The 19,934-nt window shown below is 65.0% G+C and carries 19 protein-coding genes and 1 tRNA gene; 12 read left to right on the top strand and 8 right to left on the bottom strand.

Annotation, left to right across the window (positions count from 1 at the left end; all coding sequences use genetic code 11):
* Positions 1 to 103 precede the first annotated feature (103 nt).
* Both M8523_RS18390 and M8523_RS18385 read left to right on the top strand, forming a co-directional pair.
* On the top strand, positions 104 to 1,162 hold the full coding sequence (locus tag M8523_RS18390; protein ID WP_282586352.1) for a catalase family peroxidase: 1,059 nt from the start codon (positions 104 to 106) through the stop codon (positions 1,160 to 1,162).
* On the top strand, positions 1,159 to 1,722 hold the full coding sequence (locus M8523_RS18385; RefSeq protein WP_282586351.1) for a cytochrome b: 564 nt from the start codon (positions 1,159 to 1,161) through the stop codon (positions 1,720 to 1,722). Before M8523_RS18390 ends, M8523_RS18385 begins: the two co-directional genes overlap by 4 nt.
* 309 nt (positions 1,723 to 2,031) lie before the next feature.
* Here the strand turns inward: M8523_RS18385 and M8523_RS18380 are convergent, their stop codons facing one another.
* Positions 2,032 to 2,316, bottom strand: a complete 285-nt coding sequence (locus tag M8523_RS18380; protein ID WP_282586350.1) for a hypothetical protein — start codon at positions 2,314 to 2,316, stop codon at positions 2,032 to 2,034.
* Between the two features lie 328 nt (positions 2,317 to 2,644).
* Here M8523_RS18380 and M8523_RS18375 point away from each other — a divergent pair, with 328 nt between their 5' ends.
* Positions 2,645 to 3,019 carry a hypothetical protein gene (locus M8523_RS18375; RefSeq protein ID WP_282586349.1) on the top strand — a complete coding sequence of 125 codons (375 nt, stop codon included), beginning with the start codon at positions 2,645 to 2,647 and terminating at the stop codon, positions 3,017 to 3,019.
* 212 nt (positions 3,020 to 3,231) lie between these two features.
* On the opposite strand, the gene M8523_RS18370 is transcribed toward M8523_RS18375, so the two are convergent.
* The 4 genes from M8523_RS18370 to M8523_RS18355 form a co-directional block, all read right to left on the bottom strand.
* Positions 3,232 to 3,307: transfer RNA gene (locus tag M8523_RS18370), tRNA-Ala, on the bottom strand.
* Positions 3,308 to 3,429: 122 nt separating this feature from the next.
* Positions 3,430 to 3,720 carry a PTS sugar transporter subunit IIB gene (locus M8523_RS18365; RefSeq protein WP_282586348.1) on the bottom strand — a complete coding sequence of 97 codons (291 nt, stop codon included), beginning with the start codon at positions 3,718 to 3,720 and terminating at the stop codon, positions 3,430 to 3,432.
* A gap of 2 nt (positions 3,721 to 3,722) precedes the next feature.
* Complete coding sequence (locus tag M8523_RS18360) at positions 3,723 to 4,193, bottom strand: PTS sugar transporter subunit IIA (protein WP_282586347.1); 471 nt, start codon at positions 4,191 to 4,193, stop codon at positions 3,723 to 3,725.
* Between the two features lie 7 nt (positions 4,194 to 4,200).
* Complete coding sequence (locus M8523_RS18355; protein WP_282586346.1) at positions 4,201 to 5,631, bottom strand: PTS galactitol transporter subunit IIC; 1,431 nt, start codon at positions 5,629 to 5,631, stop codon at positions 4,201 to 4,203.
* A gap of 172 nt (positions 5,632 to 5,803) precedes the next feature.
* Between M8523_RS18355 and M8523_RS18350 the strand changes: the two genes are divergently transcribed.
* The 7 genes from M8523_RS18350 to M8523_RS18320 all read left to right on the top strand — a co-directional run bounded on the left by M8523_RS18350 (position 5,804) and on the right by M8523_RS18320 (position 14,031).
* Positions 5,804 to 6,415, top strand: a complete 612-nt coding sequence (locus tag M8523_RS18350; protein ID WP_282586345.1) for a GNAT family N-acetyltransferase — start codon at positions 5,804 to 5,806, stop codon at positions 6,413 to 6,415.
* A gap of 66 nt (positions 6,416 to 6,481) precedes the next feature.
* Positions 6,482 to 9,100 carry a leucine--tRNA ligase gene (gene leuS / locus M8523_RS18345; RefSeq protein ID WP_282586344.1) on the top strand — a complete coding sequence of 873 codons (2,619 nt, stop codon included), beginning with the start codon at positions 6,482 to 6,484 and terminating at the stop codon, positions 9,098 to 9,100.
* The gene (locus M8523_RS18340) at positions 9,087 to 9,617 is read left to right on the top strand and encodes a hypothetical protein (RefSeq protein ID WP_282586343.1); all 531 of its coding nucleotides are present in this window, start codon (positions 9,087 to 9,089) and stop codon (positions 9,615 to 9,617) included. Before leuS ends, M8523_RS18340 begins: the two co-directional genes overlap by 14 nt.
* A 46-nt stretch (positions 9,618 to 9,663) precedes the next feature.
* Positions 9,664 to 10,704 carry a DNA polymerase III subunit delta gene (gene holA, locus M8523_RS18335; protein ID WP_282586342.1) on the top strand — a complete coding sequence of 347 codons (1,041 nt, stop codon included), beginning with the start codon at positions 9,664 to 9,666 and terminating at the stop codon, positions 10,702 to 10,704.
* A 156-nt stretch (positions 10,705 to 10,860) separates the two neighbouring features.
* A complete protein-coding gene (locus tag M8523_RS18330; RefSeq protein WP_282586341.1) occupies positions 10,861 to 12,903 on the top strand; it encodes an FUSC family protein in 2,043 nt (680 codons plus the stop codon).
* Positions 12,900 to 13,118 carry a DUF1656 domain-containing protein gene (locus tag M8523_RS18325; protein ID WP_282586340.1) on the top strand — a complete coding sequence of 73 codons (219 nt, stop codon included), beginning with the start codon at positions 12,900 to 12,902 and terminating at the stop codon, positions 13,116 to 13,118. The genes M8523_RS18330 and M8523_RS18325 overlap by 4 nt, the downstream gene beginning before the upstream one ends.
* Positions 13,111 to 14,031, top strand: a complete 921-nt coding sequence (locus M8523_RS18320; protein WP_282586339.1) for an efflux RND transporter periplasmic adaptor subunit — start codon at positions 13,111 to 13,113, stop codon at positions 14,029 to 14,031. Before M8523_RS18325 ends, M8523_RS18320 begins: the two co-directional genes overlap by 8 nt.
* A gap of 78 nt (positions 14,032 to 14,109) precedes the next feature.
* Here M8523_RS18320 and M8523_RS18315 read toward each other — a convergent pair whose 3' ends face one another.
* Positions 14,110 to 14,964, bottom strand: coding sequence for a dimethylarginine dimethylaminohydrolase family protein (locus tag M8523_RS18315; protein ID WP_282586338.1), 855 nt, complete (start codon positions 14,962 to 14,964; stop codon positions 14,110 to 14,112).
* A 311-nt stretch (positions 14,965 to 15,275) separates the two neighbouring features.
* Here M8523_RS18315 and M8523_RS18310 point away from each other — a divergent pair, with 311 nt between their 5' ends.
* Together M8523_RS18310 and gbd are read left to right on the top strand one after the other, a co-directional pair.
* Positions 15,276 to 16,166, top strand: coding sequence for a hypothetical protein (locus M8523_RS18310; RefSeq protein ID WP_282586337.1), 891 nt, complete (start codon positions 15,276 to 15,278; stop codon positions 16,164 to 16,166).
* Between the two features lie 343 nt (positions 16,167 to 16,509).
* On the top strand, positions 16,510 to 17,643 hold the full coding sequence (gbd, locus tag M8523_RS18305; protein WP_345894265.1) for a 4-hydroxybutyrate dehydrogenase: 1,134 nt from the start codon (positions 16,510 to 16,512) through the stop codon (positions 17,641 to 17,643).
* Positions 17,644 to 17,713: 70 nt separating this feature from the next.
* Here gbd and M8523_RS18300 read toward each other — a convergent pair whose 3' ends face one another.
* Both M8523_RS18300 and M8523_RS18295 read right to left on the bottom strand, forming a co-directional pair.
* Entirely contained in the window at positions 17,714 to 18,058 is a 345-nt protein-coding gene (locus M8523_RS18300) for a hypothetical protein (protein WP_282586336.1), read from the bottom strand.
* A 77-nt stretch (positions 18,059 to 18,135) separates the two neighbouring features.
* Entirely contained in the window at positions 18,136 to 19,704 is a 1,569-nt protein-coding gene (locus M8523_RS18295) for a phytoene desaturase family protein (RefSeq protein ID WP_282586335.1), read from the bottom strand.
* Between the last annotated feature and the right edge of the window lie 230 nt (positions 19,705 to 19,934).

The raw sequence follows: 19,934 nt of genomic DNA, 5'->3' as shown, positions 1-19,934 counted from the left end.
CGACCGCGCGCAGGCTGTTATTCGACAGCTTAAGCGGGCCTGTTCACGCTCTGCTGGCGTGCTAGGTTGCGGCGCGAGATCGTTTATCCCATCGAGAGGTCGCATGCCCGAGCCATCCCGCACGCCTTCGCGATCCGCCCTGGGGTCGCTGGTTATGATTGCCGCAATCGTTGCTGGTGGAGCCACCGCCTTTGCGTATACGGCAGGGTGGTTGTCGCCCCAACGGCTGACGCCGGACAAGATGGTGGATGCCCTGGCGCCGCCCGGCGGCCCCGCTCTCGGCCATCGCCGTAACCATGCCAAGGGCGTGTGCTTCACCGGTGTGTTCGACGCCAATGGGGCCGGAACGGCGCTCTCCAAGGCGCAGGTCTTCGCGGCCGGGCAATACCCCGCGCTCGGTCGCTTCAATCTCGGAACGCCCGATCCGCATGCGGCAGATGCGACGGTCCGGGTGCGGGGCCTGGGGCTGCAGATCGCGACGCCGGATGGACAGCTATGGCGAAGCGCCATGATCGACGTCCCGTTCTTTCCGGTCGCGACCCCGCAGGCGTTCTATGACCTGCTGCTGGCGCAAGGCAGCAAGGACCCTAATGCGATGAAGACCTTCGCGGGCGCCCATCCCGAGATCGCGGCCTTCGGCGGATGGGCCAAGAGTGCGCCCTGGACAGGGAGCTACGCCGAGGAGCGGTTCAACGGCATCAACAGTTTCATCTTCGTCGACGGATCCGGCAAGGAGAGTGCGGTGCGATGGTCGCTCGTGCCGGCCGCGCAGCCCGTCCCGGTGTCGCCGGACGACCTCGCCAAGCGCGGCCCGGATTTCCTCGAACAGGAGATCACCGACCGGGTCCATGGCGGCCCGCAGCGCTGGACCCTGCGGGTCACCGTCGCCAATCCGGGTGATCCGACCGCGGACCCGAGCAAGGCCTGGCCGGATGATCGGCATACGGTAGAGGTCGGCACGCTGACCGTGCAGAAGATCGAGGCGGAGCAGGACGGTCCCTGCCGCGATATCAACTACGATCCCACGGTCCTGCCGTCCGGCATCAAGACGTCGGACGACCCGTTCCCGGCCGCACGTTCGGCCGCCTATGCCAAATCCTTCGATCGTCGCACGGCCGAGGCGCAGGACTATCCTCGCACCGCAACGGGAGCCAAGCCATGACCATGGCGCGCCAGCATTTCACCCCGCTGCAGCGCCTGCTGCACTGGCTGATGGCCATCTGCATCCTGGCCATGCTGTTCATCGGGGTCGGCATGGTCTCGACCGTGATGCCGAAATACCTGACGCTCGTGTCGATCCACAAGCCGCTCGGCATCGCGATCCTGGTGCTGGCCCTGGTGCGATTGGGGGTGCGGCTGCGTGACGGCGCGCCGGCACTGCCGGCCGATCTGCCGGAGCCCATGAAGCTCGCTGCCCATCTGTCGCATTACGCCTTCTATGCGCTGATGATCGCCATGCCGCTGATCGGCTGGGGCATGTTGTCGGCGGCCGGCTACCCGATCGTGTTGTTCGGTGGCGTGCATCTCCCGCCGATCCTGCCGCAGAGCGACGGCCTGCATGCGACGCTCTGGACCGCGCATTATTACCTGGCCTTCGCGTTTTTCGCCCTGATCCTCCTGCACCTCGGCGCGGCGCTGTTCCACGCCTTCGTCCGGCGGGACGGCGTGTTCGAGGCGATGGCGTCGGGGTCGAGCGCCGGGGGCGTTGCGCCGGCCGAGTGAGAAGGTGTGCTGCTAGGCCTATGGATAGATGCCAGATCTCTACTGCACATTCTCGTCTCCTAGATTACCAAGGCTATACGATCGACAACATTCACTGTAAATTTGTATAGCCAAGAGCCTAGCCCGCGATGTCGTGCAACGCATGCTTTTTAGAAGGGGATCTTAAGTACTGACTGGCAAGTAGGGCGCAGCAATCCGGGGAACTTGAGAGCGTCAAAAATCTCAAATAGCCGATATAAATATTCTCAAAGTATTGAGACGATTTTTGCTCAGTAGTTCTTTTACTAAATTACGTCTTAGAATTTGATATCAACCTAAGGATAAAAAATTGTCGATTATCTTCTCGGCCGTTTTCCTGAAAAGGTCTCCTGTAGAAAGACGAGCTTCCATTTGCGGATCGAACTTCCAAGGCGTTTCTGGAAAACTCCAGTCGATCTGAGTGTACCCACCATCCTTAGAGACTAGAATGCCAATGCCCTTTGATGTCTTGGCATCGTGTATAGTGGCGTAGGTCAGATTCGTAAGGCCTTTGACCCGCGTCTTCTCGCCTTCGGCGCCTTTCGAGGGGATCTCAGGATCGACCGGCGCAACCATGAACGTGCAACCGGTAGCCAGGGAGGTCAATCGGAAGGGTTGGGCGAACTCCATCTTCTGGACGGCCTCAAGTGATTTGACGAGGTGGGTCTTGGCCTCTGACTGGCTCCCACCTGCGTGACACTGCCGCGGCCTAGCGCCAGGCGAGGTGCGCTTTCGCTGTTGCGCGTGGCACCCAACGAGCAATGGACTTTGAGGCGGGCCGGCAAGGGTCCGCCCTTGTTTCGTCGTCTGATTTGCATGGAGACAGCATAGATTGGACGCGGCGACGCGTTAGCGTCCACATACGCGGTCCATTGAACCCGGTTTCAAGTGGAGGAATACCGACATGATGAAGATCAGTCTGAGCACAGGCTTTGCCCTCATTCTCCTCGGACATGTGGCGCAGGCCCAACCGGCCCCAAACGCCATGCTGGCGCCGCCTCCGCCAGCCACAAACGACCAAGCCGGTGATGGCAAGATGCCGCCCCCGCCCCCCGGCGATCACGAGGCATCCAGCGATTGGGATCACGGCGATGGCGAGATGATGCATCCGCACGGCCGGCCTCACCGGATGCCGCCGCCCACCAAAGCGGCTCGATTCCGCCTCGAAGCAGGGGATATCAGCCTTGGGATGACCTGCCCGGAGGACGAGCCCTTGAAGGCTTGTGCCGAATTCACGCTGCAATTGCTCGACAAGCTTGGCTCACTGCCGAAGAAATAAGATCGGCCGAGATCACGTCGTCCCGCAGAGACACAGATTGGCGAGCCCGGAGCCGGTCCGAAACGGTCGGCTTCGACGACTTCAACCACGATCCGGTTGTCTGTCGGGTGTTCGTCGATCGACTCGCCGGCCCCAGGACCTACGACTTTGGAAAGCTCGATTTAGATTCGCTCAACCTTCCGATCGAAACCATGGATCAGAAAGAGCGGAGATGGTGGAGCCAGACGGAATCGAACCGACGACCTCTTCAATGCCATTGAAGCGCTCTCCCAACTGAGCTATGGCCCCATCTTCGTACATCTGCTGTTTGGGAAACAGCCTGTCGTCGTCCGGGCGCACTCGGCGGCGGGCGGTGACGGGTGTATAGCGGGGCGGCTTGGCGGCGACAAGCCCCATTTCCCGTCGGCGACTCATTCCCGGAGGATTTTTTCGATCCTGTCGAGCGTGTCGGCTTTGCCGATCCCGGTCAGGAATGGCAGGCCCTTGATGACCGGCTTGCCAAGATTGTCCGGAACCGGTGTCGTCGCGACGATGAGGTCGCAATCGGCGACGAGACTTGGCACTTCGGTCGCCTTGCACTGACGGATGGTGACGCGGAGACCGCGCTCCTTCATGGTCTCCTCGATCGCATAGGCTACGAGGGTCGAGGTGGCGACGGCCGTGCCGCAGGCCACGAGAATGGTCTTTTGCTTGATTGCCATGATCAGTCCTGTGCCATCTGGCTGAGAGCGGCCTGCGCCTGGAGCAGCGTCTCGGCCGCCACCAGGGCCGCGAGAGCGGCCGGGTTCTGGATGAAGCTCGCAATCCGCTGCAGCATGTCGATCTGTGCGTTCTTGTCGGTCAGGGCCATGGCCATGACGACCTGCACGGGGATCATTTCGTCCGGGTCGTCCATGGAGCCGAACAGAACCGGGCTTCGCAACGTCGCGAGCGCGAGGGACGGGTTGATCACGTGCACGGGGTCGGTGTGGGGAACCGCGACGTTGACGGCCCCGAGCGGCAGCCCGGTCGGCATGGTCCGCTCGCGTTCGGTCACCGCGTCGCGGTAGCTCCCTTTCACCCGTCCGAGGGCGTGGAGCCGTTCCGCCAGCAGACCGATCGCGGCGGCGGCATCGGCGACCTCGACCTGCAGGCAAATGGCCTGCGGGTCCAACATATCCTGCAAGCCGGTCATGCAGCCCTCATTCCGCCGGAGCCGAGCGCAGGGCGTCGGCCCCCGTCACGTCATCGGGATCGGCGCCCGCCAGCAGCTCCCAGGGGGCCGGACGCGCGCGGAACCCGAAGATCAGGGCCAGAACCACGATCCCGACCAGGATCAAACCGATGATCCCGAACCGGGTCACAGCTTCGATCACCAGATGAGGAATGTACAGGAACCCATCCACCACGCTGGTGATGCCGGTCGCGTTCGCGGGGATCGCGAAATTCGCAGCCTTGGCGGCGCTGGTCATCAGCGGCGACAGGCTCGTTCCCACATAGAACCCGATCACCAGCGTCACGGTGCCGATGATCACCATGCGGAGCACGTTGCCGTTGACGATCGGGGCCGCCATGGCGACCAGGAATGGGATCACCGCGAGATCGGCGAACAGGATCACCCGGTTGCCCGGGAGAATCAACGACAGCACGATCGCAATGGGCACCAGGATCAGCGAGGAGGCGATCGCCGCGGGATGTCCGATCAAAATGGCCGAGTCGAGACCCACGTAGAGTTCGCGATCACCCGCCCGGGTCTGCACGAAGGCCTGTGCGGCTTCCGAGATCGGGATCAGGCCTTCCATCAGAATCTTGACCATTCGGGGCAGCAGCAGCATGGAGGCCGCCAAGGTCACGCCGGTCTTCAGCGTCTTGGAAATGGCCACGCCCGCGTCGCCGAGATTGTAGAAGGCCACCGCGCCGAGCACGAGCCCGATGATCAGGCCGAGCACGATCGGTTCACCGAAGACACCGAGCCGCTTCTGGATCGTATCGGTGTCGAGCTGGATGCGGTTGAAGCCAGGGATGCGGTCCATGATCCAATTGAGCACGATCGCCAGGGGCACGATCTGGGCCGAGGCGAGATGCGGGACCGAGACGCCGGGCACGCCGTAGAAGCGCTGCACGCCCTTGGCGGTCCAATCGGCGAACATCAGCGACAAGGCCGCCATAAGGGCGGCGGCGATCAGGCCATAGCCAAGGCTGCCGCTCGCGGCCGTGACGAGCGAGCCCACGAAGGCGAAATGCCAGAAGTTCCAGACGTCCACGTTGAGCGTGCGGGTCAGCCGGGCGGCCAGGAGGACGACGTTGACGATGATGCCGACGGGAATGACCCAAAGTCCGACCGACGACCCGAACGCGATGGCGGCCGCCGAGGGCCAGCCGACATCGACAATATCGCGCTGCATGCCGGTGTTCTTGACGATCGCCTGGGCGACTTCCCCGAGGCTCGTCAACATCAGGCCGAGCACGAGATTGATGCCGATGAAGGCGATGCCGATCGTCAATCCGGCCCGGAAGGCGCGTCCGGGCTTCGCGCCGAGGACGACACCGATCACGAAGATGATGATGGGCAACAGAACGGTCGCCCCGAGCGTGTCCACCACGCTCTTTAACGCTGTGAGGATTTGATCCATATTTCCCCCTGTGACGGGACTTGCGCCCGTTTTCGCCACGCGTGGCGGAGAACCCTCCGTCGCGTGCGCGGCTGTGAATGAACATTCGTCTTCGCATGAGCGCAAGTGTAATTTGCCCGGCTTCCAGACCACGGGGGCATTGCCATGACGTGCTCCGGCGCGGCGGCCGCGTATGGGCCTGAGAGATGGGTTGATCGAGGTCCTTCCCGGGCAGATCGCGACGGTGGTCACGACCCTGGAGATGGCAAGGCCCTTGCCTCGTCCCGATGTCGACCGCGGCGCTCACCGGATCGAGCGGGCGGAAATGATGCCGCTCGACCAGTACCGGGACCTGTTTCGCCGCGTCGGGCAGGAGTGGCTCTGGTTTTCCCGGCTCGCGCTTTCGGACGCCGCCCTCGCGGCCATCGTCCATCATCCGGACGTCGAGGTTTTCGTCCCGCGTCACGCGGGACGTGCGGAAGGCCTGCTGGAGCTCGACTTTCGCGTCCAGGGTCACTGCGAACTCGCGTTCTTCGGCCTCACGCGGCCCTTGATCGGGACGGGGGCCGGACGCTGGCTCATGGATTGGGCCATCGCCCGCGCCTGGTCGGCGCCGATCGAGCGGTTCTGGGTTCACACCTGCACGCTGGATCACCCGGCGGCGCTGTCCTTCTACAGACGCTCGGGCTTTGTGCCGATCGGCCAGCAGATCGAGATTGCTGACGATCCTCGCCTCGTCGGGCTGCTGCCGCGCGAGGCGGCGCCGCAGGTGCCTATTATTTCGAAGGCGGCAAACGGATGGTAAATCAATTTTGACTTAGATCCGTGTCTCGTGCTCTCTGCCGGCGCACGCCTCCGAACTTCCAGGACCATGAGCACCGAACGCTACAACGCCCGCGAAACCGAACCGCACTGGCAGAAGATCTGGGCCGAACGCGAAACCTTCGCGGCCAGGAACGACGATCCGCGGCCGAAATACTACGTGCTCGAGATGTTCCCCTATCCGTCGGGGCGCATCCACATGGGCCACGTGCGCAATTATGCCATGGGCGATGTCGTGGCGCGCTATCGGCGGGCCAAGGGATTCAACGTCATCCATCCGATGGGATGGGACGCCTTCGGCATGCCGGCCGAGAATGCCGCGATGCAGAACAAGTCGCATCCGGCGACCTGGACCTATGCCAATATCGCCACCATGCGCGGCCAGTTGAAGAGCATGGGCCTGTCGCTCGACTGGGCACGCGAATTCGCGACCTGCGACCCCGCCTATTACAAACACCAGCAGCGGCTGTTTCTCGACATGCTGGACGCCGGGCTCGTCGACCGCAAGAAATCCAAGGTGAATTGGGATCCGGTCGACCAGACCGTGCTGGCGAACGAGCAGGTGATCGACGGCCGCGGCTGGCGCTCGGGGGCGCCGGTCGAGCAACGCGAGCTCGTGCAATGGTTCTTCCGCATCACCGACTATGCCGAGGACCTGCTGGTCGCGCTCGACCACCTCGACCACTGGCCCGAGAAGGTGCGCGTGATGCAGCGCAACTGGATCGGCAAGTCCGAAGGCCTGCAGTTCCGCTTCGGTCTCGTGGGGGCGCCGGAGGGCTTCGATCATCTCGAAGTCTATACGACGCGGCCCGACACGATGTTTGGTCCGACCTTCGCGGCGATCGCGCCCGATCATCCGCTGGCGAAGCGGCTCGCCGAAGGCAACCCGGCCGTTTCGGCCTTCATCGAGCTGTGCGGGCAGACCGGCACCACCGAGAGCGCGCTCGAGAAGGCCGAGAAACTCGGCTTCGACACGGGGATTGAGGTTACTCATCCGGCCGATCCGAACTGGCGGCTGCCGCTCTTCATCGCCAATTTCGTGCTGATGAGCTACGGCTCCGGCGCCGTGATCGGCTGCCCGGCCCATGACCAGCGCGACCTCGATTTCGCCCGCAAATACGGCCTGCCGGTGATCGACGTATTCAAGCCGCTCGACAGCGACGAAGGCGTGACCGACACGGCCTTCACGCCGCCCAAGGAGCAGGTGGTGCGCTACATGCGCTGGCTCGGCGCGCCGGGCGCGGTGATGAGCTGCAAGGACGCCATGGCCGAAACCCTGGCGGCCTTCGTCGCGAACGGTTGGGGCAGGAGTTCCGTGCAGTTCCGTCTGCGTGACTGGGGCATCTCGCGCCAGCGCTATTGGGGCTGCCCGATCCCGGTGATCCATTGCGACGCCTGCGGCACGGTGCCGGTGCCGCGTGCCGACCTGCCCGTGACCCTGCCCGAGGACGTCAGCTTCGACCAGCCCGGCAATCCGCTCGACCGGCATCCGACCTGGCGTGACGTCGCTTGTCCGCAGTGCGGCGGACCCGGGCGGCGCGAAACCGACACGATGGACACGTTCGTCGATTCCTCCTGGTACTTCACCCGCTTCTCGGACCCATGGAACGAGACCGAGCCGACGACGCCCGCGATCGCCAACCACTTCCTGCCGGTCGACCAGTATATCGGCGGCATTGAGCATGCGATCCTGCATCTGTTGTATTCGCGCTTCTTCACCCGCGCGATGAGGAAGACCGGCCATGTCGGCTTCGATGAGCCCTTCGCGGGGCTCTTCACGCAGGGCATGGTGGTCCACGAAACCTACAAGACCACGGATGGCGCCTGGGTGTCGCCGGACGAAGTCCGGATCACCGGCATGGGCCCGGACCGCCAGGCCGTGCGGATCGGGTCGGATGCCCCGATCTCGATCGGCCCGATCGAGAAGATGTCGAAGTCCAAGAAAAACATCGTGGACCCGGACGACATCATCGCGACCTATGGCGCCGACACGGCCCGCTGGTTCGTGCTCTCGGACAGCCCGCCGGATCGCGACGTGATCTGGACCGAGGAAGGCGTGCAGGGCGCGGCGAAGCTCGTCCAGCGGCTGTACCGTCTCGTGGGTGAACTGGCCGGGGTCGCGGCGGCGGCCGATGCAGCTATGCCGGCCTCCATGGGAGCGGCGGCGCTCGACATCCGCAAAGCGGCGCATCGGGCCATCATCGGCGTCGAATCCGATATCGAGCGCCTGCGGTTCAACCGCTGCGTCGCCCATATCTATGAGCTGGTGAATGCGCTCGGCACCGCGGTTGGCGACATCGAGACGCCGAACCTGGGGGATGATCTCCGGTTTGCCTTTCGGGAGGCCGCCGAGATCCTTGTCCTGATCGCGGCGCCCTTCCTGCCGCATCTCGCCGAGACCGCCTGGGCCACGCTCGGCCATGACACGCTCGTCTCCGCCAGCCCCTGGCCGGTGGCCGACCATTCGCTCGTGGTCGAGGCGACCGTGTCGCTGCCCGTGCAGGTGAACGGCCGGAAGCGCGGCGACGTCTCGGTGCCCCGCGATGCCGATGTGGAGGCCGTGACGGCCGCTGTCCTCGGCCTCGACGTCATCCAGCAATTGCTGGCCGGCAAGCCGCCCAAGAAAGTCATCGTGGTGCCGATGAGGATCGTCAATGTGGTGGTGTGATCGACAAGGCCCACGCGGGATTGCGGGCCTGGGCCTGCTGGCGTTCGCGCCGCTGGCTCTCGGCGGCTGCGAGGCGACGATCCACCCGCTCTACATGAGCCACGGCGGCAATCTGCAAGCCGAGCTTCAGTCGATCGCGGTCGATCCGATTCCCGACCGCTTTGGTCACTATCTCGGCGACAAGCTCCAAACCGCCCTCAATGGAACCGGCTCCCATGTGGCACCGCGCTATCACCTCGTGGTGGTGCCGTCGCTCAGCACCTCGTCGCCGCTGGTCAGCACCGTGACCTCGACGGCCGAGGCCGGCACCGTGCTGGCGACGGCCAATTTTCGTCTCATTCCGGTCGGGGGCGGCGAACCGGTGCTGACCGGGTCCGTCAAGAGCACGGCCACCTACGACCGAACGGAACAGCGCTACGCCAACCTGCGGGCCGCGCGTGATGCCGAGATCCGCGATGCGGACACGCTCGCGGATCTGATTACCCAGCAGGTCGCCGCCAAACTCGCGGTGAAGTAGGATCGGCCCGGTGCCGTACGGCCGCCCTTTCAACGGCGCCTGACCCATGGTGGCGGTCAAGAGCCATGAAGCCGAGCGGTTCCTCAGCCGGGATCTGCCGGGTTTTTCGCTGTTTCTCGTGTTCGGCGCCGATACGGGTCTGATCAGCGAGCGGGTGCGCGCCATCGTCAAGGCGCTGGTCGACGATCCGGCGGATCCGTTCCAGCTTGTGCGGCTTGCCGGTGACGAGATCGCGCGCGATCCCGGTCGGCTCGCCGACGAAGCCGGCACGATCCCGCTGTTCGGCGGACGACGTGCCGTGCTGGTCGATGCCGGCACCAAGACGATCGCGCCGGCCGTCGAATCGCTTCTCGACGGCCCGGCCGCCTCGCCTGTCGTGATCGAAGCGGGCGCGCTCAAGAAGGACGCACCCTTGCGCAAGGTGGTGGAGCGGTCGCGGGTCGCGGCTGCGATCGAGTGCTATCCCGACGAGGAGCGCGACGTCCTGCGGCTGATCGACGGCGAGATGGCCGCAGCCGGCCTTCGCATCGACCCCGAGGCGCGCCAGATGCTCGTGACGCTGCTCGGGGCCGACCGGTTGGCGAGCCGCTCCGAGCTCGCCAAACTCGCGCTCTACGCGCGGGGCGAGGGACACGTGACGGTCGAGACGATCGAGGCGGTGGTCACCGACGCGTCGGCCGTCGCCTCCGACGCCTTGGTGGACGCAGCCTTCACGGGGGATCTCGCCGGCCTCGATGCCGGCCTGCGACGGTCGGTGACGAATAGCGGTGAGGCCGGCACCACTTTGTCGGCCGCCTTGCGGCACGCGGTCTGGCTGCACCGGGCGAAACTCGACCTCGCCAACGGCGGCTCTTTGGAGGGCGTGCTGAGCCAGCTCGCGCGCCACGGCATCTCGTTCAAGCGCAAAGGCGCCATCGAGCGGCAATTGCGCAATGCCGGCAGCGAGGCCCTGTTCCGCGCCGTGACGCGATTGGGCGAAGCCGTCGGACAGGCGCGGCGCAATCCCGACCTCGCCCAGAGCCTCGCCGGGCGTGCCTTATGGTCGGTCGCCCTGGCCCTGCGCGCGCCGCGACCCGGCGGGGCGTGACAGTGGGGCGCGAGGCAAGGGAATTCGCTGGCGCCTCCATGTTCGGTCTCCCTTGTTCCTAAACAACGCAGCTTCGCGTGAGACGAGGCGGAAGGCGTGTCCTATGGTGGCCGGTGAAGGCCGGCGCGTGGCCGGCCTTCACCGTGTTGATCTCGCATGAGTGATGTTGCACGACGCGCAGGCGGTCTCGGCCGGCTCGATTGGAGCCGGGTCTTGCCGCCGCTTCTGTTCGGGCTGCGGTTGACCGCGGCCGTCGCATCCGCCTTGTTCGTGGCCTTCTGGCTTCAACTCGACAATCCGAGTTGGGCCGGGACCTCGGCCGCCATCGTGTGCCAGCCCGTCCTCGGCGCGTCGCTGCGCAAGGGCGTGTTCCGGCTCGTCGGCACGGTGATCGGCGCGGTCGCGACCGTGCTCCTCACCGCCGCCTTCCCCCAGGAGCGCGCCGGCTTTCTGATCTCCATGGCGCTCTGGTGCGCGGCCTGCAGCTTCGTCTCGACGCTTCTGCGCAATTTTGCCGCCTATGCGGCGATGCTGTCCGGCTACACGATGGTGATCATCGCCTCCTCGTCGATCGCCGAGCCCGACCAGGTTTTCATCCTCGCCTTGTCGCGCGCGACGGAGATCTGTCTCGGCATCGTGTGCGGCATGGTGATCATGTCGCTGACCGACGCCGGGCGATCCTCCCGCCGGCTGGCCGCGACCTTCGCCGGCCTCGCGGCCGAGATCGGCGAAGGGGCCGCCTCGCAACTCCACCGCCAGGGCGCCCCCGATGCGGAATTCCGCACCCGCCGGCGCGATCTCATCAAACGCGTGGCCGCTCTCGATCCGCTTCTCGATCAGGCCATCGGCGAATCACCTGTGTTGGGCGAGCGCCGGAGCACGGTCCGGGCGGGCATCAATGGCCTGTTCCTCGCCCTGTCGGCGTGGCGCTCGCTGGGCCTCCATCTCGAACGGCTCCCGGCCGAAGAGGCGGAACGTCAGGCCCAGGCCTTGTGGGCGCTGTTGCCGCCGGAGCCGGGCTTCCGGCTCGACCTGCCGACCGCCGAGAGAAGCGGACTGGACGAGAGCGCCGGTCCCGCGGTCCACGCACGCGATGTCTGGTTCGATGCGGCCCGGGACGCCCGGCACTGGTCGGCGGACGCACCATCTCTCCGGCTCGGGGCCGATCGCATCGCCTCTCTTCTCGAAGGGCTCGGCCGCGCCTCCAACACCATGGTGCTGCTGACACAACCCAAGCGGGCCTTGTTGGTGACCGCCGTCCCGCGCGACTTCCTGCCCGATGTCCTGCCGCCGCTCGTCAATGCACTGCGGGTCTTCGTCGCCATCGGCCTTGGCTGCTGGTTCTATGTCGCGACATCCTGGCCGTCCGGCCTCACCTTCATCACGTTTCTGGCCGTGACCGTGCTTCTGCTCTCCCCGCAGGACGAACAAGCCTACGCGGCAGCGGTCAAGTTCGGCTTGGGCATGGTGATCACGGCCGTGGTCGCGGGCGTTTTCAAATTCGCGATCCTGCCGAACCACGAAACCTATCTGAGCTTCACCATCATTCTCGGACTGGCGCTCGTGCCTATGGGAGCTTTGTCGACCCAACCGGCCCTGGCGCCCGTCTTCGTGGCCGCAGCCGCGAACTTCATCCCACTCCTGGGCCCGACCAATACCATTAGCTACGACACGATCAGCTTCTACAATACGGCGCTCGCGATCGTCGGCGGCAGCGTCGCCGGCGCCGTGGTGATGCGGGCGATGCCACCCGTTCCGCGCCGGATGCGGACGGCCCGGCTGCTGGCCCTGACATTGCGCGACCTGCGCGGCCTTTTGCGCCGGCCCCGGCGCTGGGTGCCCGACCGCTGGCGCAGCCGCATCTTCGGCCGCCTCATGGCCATGCCGCCCGACGCGGACCTCGTCGAGGGATCGCGCCTGCTCGCGGCCCTGACGCTTGGGCTTCAATTCCTCGATCTGGGGACTTCCGAGGCGGAGACCGGACGCGGTCGCGCGCATCTCCTGGAGGCCGCCACCGCCCTGTCCGAAGGCGATGTCCATCGCGCGCGTATAGCGCTGAAGGCCTTGAAGGACGCGCTCGGTGAAGCGGGGGCCGATCAGCTCGACCCCGCCCGCCGCCTGCGGATGCAGGGAGCGGCGCGCGAAATGTCGGAAACCTTGCAACACTATGCCGACTATTTCGGAGCCGAAATCCGATGAGCTTCGTCGAAGTGGACCTGTTCGGCGTCTATGTCGCGCCCATGTCGCTGATGATGATCGGGGCCTATGGCGTGCTGTATCTGTTCCGCAAAGTCGCGACCCGGCAAGGCTGGTTCGACGCGATCTGGTATCCGGGCCTCTTCGAGGTGGCGCTCTACTTGATCATCCTGTCCGCGATCGTTCTTCTGACTGCGAGCCTCCACCTCTATGTCTAACCAGACCACGGGTCCCGCTCCAGCCGCGCCCTTGCGCTATCGCCTCCGAATCGTGCCGATCGCCCTGACGCTGCTCGTCGTGGCCGCCGCCTGCGGCCTCACGGCCCTGATGTGGCAGGCCTATTTCGGGGCGCCTTGGACGCGCGACGGGAGTGTCCGGGTCTATGTCGTGGCGCTTGCGCCCGAAGTGTCGGGCAGGGTGATCGCGCTGCCCGTGTCCGACAACCAGTTTGTTCACAAGGACGATCTGTTGATGACGATCGACAAGCGCGACTACGAGATCGCGGTCGCGCTTTCGAATGCGAATGTGGCGCAGACCAAGGCCGACTTCGAGAACAAGCAGGTGGAGGCCAAACGGCGCGCGGCCCTGACCGACCTCGCGACCACACGCGAAGAACAGCAAAGCTATGCCGCGACCGCCGAAGTCGCCTATGCGGTCTATCAGCAGGCCCTCGCCAATCTCGACAAGGCCAAGCTCAATCTGGAGCGCACAGAGATCCATTCCCCGGTGAACGGCTGGATCACCAATCTCAGCACGCAGCTCGGAGACTATGCGACCACCGGCTCGCGGGCCTTCTCGATCGTCAACGCCGACTCGTTCTGGGTGGACGGCTATTTCGAGGAAACCAAGATCGCGCCGATCAAGGAGGGGGACCCGGCGAAGATCTGGCTACTCGGCTACAAACAGGTGCTCGACGGCCATGTCGACAGCCTGGCGCGCGGGATCGTGGTCGGCAATGCGCAGGCGGGCGCGAGCGGCCTCGCCAATGTCAACCCGATCTTCACCTGGGTCCGGCTCGCCCAGCGCGTGCCCGTGCGGGTCCATATCGACCATGTGCCATCCGACGTGCGGCTGGTCGCGGGCATGACCGCGACCGTGGAGGTGACGCCGCACGCCGCCACCGCGCCCTGACCCGGCGGACCCTCTCCTGCCTGAGCATCGGCCCATTCGCCGATCGAGATCGACCCCGTGGTGCGCCGGGACACCCGATCACCCCGGTTCGCGGCGCAGCGGCATCGTCATGCAATGCACGCTGCCGCCGCCTGCCGCGAAGAGGTCGAGGTCGGGCTCGTAGACCGTGAGCCCTTCGGCCCGCAGCGCCGCATTGATACGGGTGCTGTGACGGGGTGAAATCACCCGGTCCCGTCCGAGGGCCAGGAGGTTGCAGCTCATGGCCATCACTTCACGGTAGCTGGCCTCGACCACCTGGATGTCATGCGCCGCGAGCCAGTCCCGGAACCCGTCGCCCAACACCTCGATGCAGGCCACCGCCAACCCCGCGGCCGCCATGCAGAACAGCACGTCGAGGTGCAGGAAATGCTCGGCGAAAGGTTCGAGCCGCACCTCCCAGCCCTGCTCGCGAAACCAGCCGGCGAATTGCTCGGCGCCCTCCTGCGTGGTGCGCACGCCTGACCAGCCGAGGACGAGCAGCCCCGGTCGGATGATGTGGATGTCCCCACCCTCGATCGTGCCGCGGCTTGCATAGCGCCAGAACCCGTCGCTCGCGCCGTGGAAGCGCAGGATCGCGGCGGCCTCGCCGCGCCGGGCCGGCAGCGCGAGCTGCGTCAGCACCGGACCCCAGGGCGTGGTCTGGCTCGAATCGCGGGTGTAGACCTGGTAGGGCAGGTGGGACTCGACCTCGACATAGTGGCGTTTGACCCCGGCCGCGTCGAAGGCGTCTTCGAGCTGGCGGAACTGGTTTTGCAGCCGCTGCACGTCGATCTGCCGGCCCGTGCCCAGCGTCTGGGTCGCAATCGCGTTGCTGTGGATCCAGTGATAGTGATCAGGGGTCCCGAGCAGAACGTCGGTCAGCACGCCGGTTTCGGAATCGATCGTCCACACCACCCGGACCTCATCGGAACGCCCGAGCAAAGCGCGCGAGCTGCGCTGCTAGGATGCAGCCTCGACGGGGCGGACACAATGAGGGCGATTAACACCGCCCGCTTCGTTCGGTTCATATCGTCAAGACGCCAATTTGGCGGCGATGATGTACTTCGCAAAAGCAGGACGGCTCGACATTTGGCGAGAGCGAGCCGTCGATCACCATGAAATTTAAACGAGGAGCGTACGCACGGATTTTTTGGCGGCCACTCCTAGCGGTTCTGGGGATGGAAGAGATACGACTGGAGGATCTTAGAATAAGCAGAGACTTCCGCGTGAAAGACATTTCCGATTATCAGCGCGGCTCCGTCTTTGGGATGGTGATTGTCGCTCTAGCCTTCGCATTCGCGCTTTGGGTGCCGCCCGACAGCAAATCAACTGATCAAATAGGGCGCCAGCATACCAGTGCCGACGCCGAACAGGAGGGCAAAGGCCCGATATACCGGTGGTGGCATTGGACGATCACCGGCGATTCAGCAGGCTTCTACACGCTTGGACTTATTGGCGTCGGCTCTCTGCAAGCCTTGTTCTTTATTCGGCAACTCGTTCTAATGCGCAATGGCCTGTATGATACCAAGCAAGCTGCCGATGCTGCCAAAGAGCAAGCCAAGCTCGCGCGTGAAAGCCTCATTGCCAACAATCGAGCATGGCTGACTGTTGGACGCCCTGTGCTAGACAACGTGTTCCAAATCACCGAACAACAAATCTGGGCGACTGCTCGACTGCCTATTAAAAACATTGGCATCACTCCAGCTTTGCAAATAACCGTAGATATCTGGATCGACTTCTTTCATCCGGGCGGCTTTGAAGAAGCCAGAGTCAAGGCACGGTTTGAAGAGCTTAGGATCAAACGAAGCAATTTCCTCGAACTAACTCTTTTTCCGGCGGAAGAACTGACCGGACACGTAACCGAATATGGTTTTTCTATTACGGCAACCAGGGCAGAGATGGAAAGAAACCTCTTCAAAGATTTTCCAAGAGTCGATCCATTGCTGCTTGGATGCGTGACCTACCATTTCCCCTCTGATCAGTTGGGTAGGCATCAGACGCGGTTTGCTTACAGAATCTTGACCCCGACCGCAGTGGGGCTCGCCCCAACTGAGTTCCCAGCCGGATTGGTTGGACTGATGCGGCTGGATTTCTTTGGCAGCTTCTTGGCCGACTGAGCAGATCCGTCTGAACGCTCAAAGCTAATCACTTCAACATGATGCGTTTTCTGCGCAAGTTCTTTTCCATGACGATAGGAGTTTCAAACGGATCTGCGCGGTTGTACTGTAGGACAGGACTGGCGCCTTTGTACGGTTGCATATTCAAAGCACCGCTGCAAATCGACTACGCCGAGTGATACTACGGGTCTCTATTTATGATGGTTCAGATTTTTCGCTCTGCTAATTCGAAGTGATAATCCGTTTCCGGCCTGATTTGACGCCGACAGCCAACATTCGTAGCAAGGTGAAGGCACGCGACCGGTTCGGTCTTGCCCTCCCGCACGAACGAAGGTGCGGGCCAATGAACATGGAACCTGCCGCCATGGCCCTCATCACCTATCTGACCCGCATCGAATTCGACGATGGCGCGATCGCCAAGCTGCCGTCCCTCCTCGACGGCCTGAAGGTGGCGCGCCCGCTGCTGGTGACCGATCGCGGGCTGATGCAGACCGGGCTCGTCGACCGGGTCGCGGCGCTGCTGCCCCAGCGACCCACGATCTATGCCGACACGCCCGCCAATCCCACCGAAGAGGCGGTCGATGCGGCCTACGCGCTCTACCGTGACGCGGGTTGCGACGGGATCGTGGCGCTCGGCGGCGGCTCGTCGATCGATTTGGCCAAGGCGGTGCGGCTGCTCAGCGGCCATCCGGGGCCGTTGGCGCAATATACGGCGGTGGCCGGAGGCGTGGGCCGGATCCATGGCGACATTTGTCCGCTGATCGCGGTGCCGACCACGTCGGGCACGGGGTCGGAGGTCGGGCGCGCCGCCGTGATCATCACCCGCGAGGGCCGCAAGCTCGGGATCATCAGCCCCCATATGCTGCCGAGTGTCGCGCTCTGCGATCCGGAGCTGACCCATGGCCTGCCACCCTTCCTGACGGCCGCGACCGGCATGGACGCGCTGTCGCATTGTCTCGAAACCTTCATGGCATCGGCCGTCAACCCGCCCGCCGACGCCATCGCGATCGACGGCCTCAAACGCGGCTGGGGCGCGATCCGGGACGCCGTCGCCGAGGGGGCGGACCGGCAGGCGCGCTGGGACATGATGATGTGCGCGCTCGAAGGCGCGATGGCGTTCCAGAAGGGTCTCGGCGCCGTACACGCGCTGACGCATCCGCTCGGTGCGGTGCGCGAGTTGAACCTCCATCATGGCACGCTGAACGCCGTCCTGATGCCGGCCGTCCTGCGCTTCAACCGCGCCGCCATCGGGGTCAAATGGGACGTGTTGGCTGACATCCTCGGCGGCGTGCCCGACCAGCAGGTCGCCGCCCTGTCGGCCGCCATCGGCCTGCCGCCCGGCCTCGACGCCATGGGGGTCACGGCCGCCATGATGGATCAGGTGGCCGGCGAGGCCCTCAAGGACCATTGCCACGCCACCAATCCACGCCTCGCGACCCGCGACGATTATCTGGACCTGCTGCACCAGTCGCGCTGACGCCTGGGCCGCCGCCACGGAGCGGCAGTCTCTTCAAACGTGGCGATGCTCCTGTCGACGCGACTTGGTCTCAGCGCTCCCCGGCCGGCAGGGCGCCGAGCAGCAGATCGTCGAGCGAGGGCGCATCCGGCCGATCCGGCTCCTGGGGTACGGCGTCCAATCCGAGATCAAGCGCTGCCAGCGTTTTCGCAAGGGTGGCGGCCGGGTCCTGGATCACATCGCCGGACGAGTCGGCCTCCGGGGGGCGTTGCGGACGCGACCGCCCCTGGGACCCACGTCCCGGTGCGCCGTTCCGTCGTTCGGAAACGCGCTGCACCTCCGAGCCATAAGCCGCCGTCGCGGCGGCCGGCTTTGGGGGCTCACGCGGCGGCGCGGTCGGTTGCTGCGGCAGAACCGGCTTCATATGGACGTGCATGAGCGGCGCCCTTCATGTGCGATCCCGACACGTGTTGCACGTGAAACTGGCCCGAGGCTGGACGAGCCTGCCGAGGCTCAACGGCCCGCCAGCATCTTGGCCAGGATGAAGCCCGACCCGGCGCCGACACCCGCTCCAGGCCATGTGGAGGCGCCGACCAGAAAGAGCTTTTCGACCGGCGTCTTGTAGCGTGACCAGCCGAAGACCGGGCGAAACATGAAATTCTGGTCGAGGTGGTGGCTCCCCGACAGGCTGTCGCCACCCACGAGATTCGGGTTGTCGCGCTCGAGATCGGCCGGGCTCAGGACCGCCCGGCCCCGCACGGTGGTCCGAAATCCCGGCGCATAGCGCTCGATCAAGGCCTCGACCCGATCCGCATAGCGGTCTTTCACGAGTCCCCAATCCGTGTCCTCGATCTCGCCGGCGGCATCTCCCAAGATCGTCGCGGGCAGGACGCGGACCTGGACCCAGAGCACATGCTGCCCCTCGGGCGCGCGGCTCGGATCGAGCGCGGTCGGCTGTCCAACGACGAGCCCCGGTGCCTCCGGCAGGAGACCGGCCTTGGCCTGATCGTAGACGCGGGTCATCGCGGCGAAATCCGGCGCGAGATGCACGTAGGCGAAACGCTTCAGAGCCCCGCCCGCAGCCCATTCCGGCAAGCGGCTCAGCGCATAGTGGATCATCATCGTGGCCGGCCCCGGCTTGAAGCCGTCGAGCTTGGTCCGGTAGGCCGCGTGATCGGTCCCGGGCAACAGCTGCCCGAACACGCGTCCCGGATGCACGTTGGCGATCACGGCCCGGCGCGCCGTCACGGTGCGGCCATCCGCCAGACGCACGCCGGTCGCGGCTTTGCCAGTACGGAGGATCTCGACGATGGGCGCCTCGAGATGCACCTCGCCGCCCCGCTCCCGAAGATAGCCCGTCAGAGCCTTGACGATCGTGTCGGCGCCGCCGTGGCCGATGACCATCCCGAAACTCTGACAGGCCATGGATTCGAGATAAGGGAAGAGGGCGCCGCCGGCCGCGTCGGGCGGAAAGTCGAGATGCAGCCCCCACATGGCCATCATGGCTTTCAGCTTGGGGCTCTCGAAATGACGGTCCAGGAAATCGCGCGGCGAGGCGACCAGCAGGCGCGCCAATTCGCCCAAGCCTGCCATGCCCTTCGCCCGGAATGCGCCCCACACGGCCTGCATCGCCCGGCGCGACGGCATCGGCGAACCGAGCACGGCGAAAATGTGCGGAGCGTCGGCCGCGAAACCCGCCGCCATGGCCCGCCACGCGGTGGCATCCTTCTGTGACAGCGCCGCGATGCGCGACGCCGTGGTCTCCAGATCCTGGCTGACCCCGAGCCAGGTGCCATCCGGAAAGGCGGTCGCGAAACTGTCGGGCGCGGGCACGAAGGCAAGCCCATGGCGCAGCAGGCCCTCCTTGTGGGACGCGAAGAAAGGCGAGCCAGCGAACAGGCTCAGGTTCATGGCGTAGAGATCGTGGCGGAAGCCGGGCCGCGTCACTTCGGCGGTCTTGATCGCGCCGCCGGGTTGCTTCGCGGCTTCGAACACGGCCACCTTCCAACCCCTGGTGGCGAGATGCACGGCGGCCGCGAGCCCATTATGGCCGGCCCCGATGACGATCGCGTCATAGGTCATCGTGCGCCTCCTTCTTCGCGCTGGGCCAAGATAGTCTCATATGCATGGAGTTTGTCCATGCGGCCCTGCCGGGTATGCGGTCCAATCTTTCATTCGCGGCACTATGCCCGGCCAGGAGCCAGCACCCAAAGGGACAGCTGGGCCAAATTGGTCTTGAATGCCACCACCGTAGCCGAGATGACCGCATCAAACGCGGCGATGACACGCGTAGGTCGCGAGACTTCCCCGCA

Source organism: Lichenifustis flavocetrariae (assembly GCF_026130545.1).
Lineage (GTDB): Bacteria > Pseudomonadota > Alphaproteobacteria > Rhizobiales > Beijerinckiaceae > Lichenihabitans > Lichenihabitans flavocetrariae.
Note: the sequence above shows the minus strand (reverse complement) of the source record. Positions and strands in the feature narration are given on the sequence as shown.

Bases quoted from the DNA above. Each gene is read 5' to 3' on its own strand.
- M8523_RS18390 (WP_282586352.1), top strand. From the start codon at position 104: ATGCCCGAGCCATCCCGCACGCCTTCGCGATCCGCCCTGGGGTCGCTG.
- M8523_RS18385 (WP_282586351.1), top strand. From the start codon at position 1,159: ATGACCATGGCGCGCCAGCATTTCACCCCGCTGCAGCGCCTGCTGCAC.
- M8523_RS18380 (WP_282586350.1), bottom strand. From the start codon at position 2,316: ATGGTTGCGCCGGTCGATCCTGAGATCCCCTCGAAAGGCGCCGAAGGC.
- M8523_RS18375 (WP_282586349.1), top strand. From the start codon at position 2,645: ATGATGAAGATCAGTCTGAGCACAGGCTTTGCCCTCATTCTCCTCGGA.
- M8523_RS18365 (WP_282586348.1), bottom strand. From the start codon at position 3,720: ATGGCAATCAAGCAAAAGACCATTCTCGTGGCCTGCGGCACGGCCGTC.
- M8523_RS18360 (WP_282586347.1), bottom strand. From the start codon at position 4,193: ATGACCGGCTTGCAGGATATGTTGGACCCGCAGGCCATTTGCCTGCAG.
- M8523_RS18355 (WP_282586346.1), bottom strand. From the start codon at position 5,631: ATGGATCAAATCCTCACAGCGTTAAAGAGCGTGGTGGACACGCTCGGG.
- M8523_RS18350 (WP_282586345.1), top strand. From the start codon at position 5,804: ATGGGCCTGAGAGATGGGTTGATCGAGGTCCTTCCCGGGCAGATCGCG.
- leuS (WP_282586344.1), top strand. From the start codon at position 6,482: ATGAGCACCGAACGCTACAACGCCCGCGAAACCGAACCGCACTGGCAG.
- M8523_RS18340 (WP_282586343.1), top strand. From the start codon at position 9,087: ATGTGGTGGTGTGATCGACAAGGCCCACGCGGGATTGCGGGCCTGGGC.
- holA (WP_282586342.1), top strand. From the start codon at position 9,664: ATGGTGGCGGTCAAGAGCCATGAAGCCGAGCGGTTCCTCAGCCGGGAT.
- M8523_RS18330 (WP_282586341.1), top strand. From the start codon at position 10,861: ATGAGTGATGTTGCACGACGCGCAGGCGGTCTCGGCCGGCTCGATTGG.
- M8523_RS18325 (WP_282586340.1), top strand. From the start codon at position 12,900: ATGAGCTTCGTCGAAGTGGACCTGTTCGGCGTCTATGTCGCGCCCATG.
- M8523_RS18320 (WP_282586339.1), top strand. From the start codon at position 13,111: ATGTCTAACCAGACCACGGGTCCCGCTCCAGCCGCGCCCTTGCGCTAT.
- gbd (WP_345894265.1), top strand. From the start codon at position 16,510: ATGAACATGGAACCTGCCGCCATGGCCCTCATCACCTATCTGACCCGC.
- M8523_RS18300 (WP_282586336.1), bottom strand. From the start codon at position 18,058: ATGCACGTCCATATGAAGCCGGTTCTGCCGCAGCAACCGACCGCGCCG.
- M8523_RS18295 (WP_282586335.1), bottom strand. From the start codon at position 19,704: ATGACCTATGACGCGATCGTCATCGGGGCCGGCCATAATGGGCTCGCG.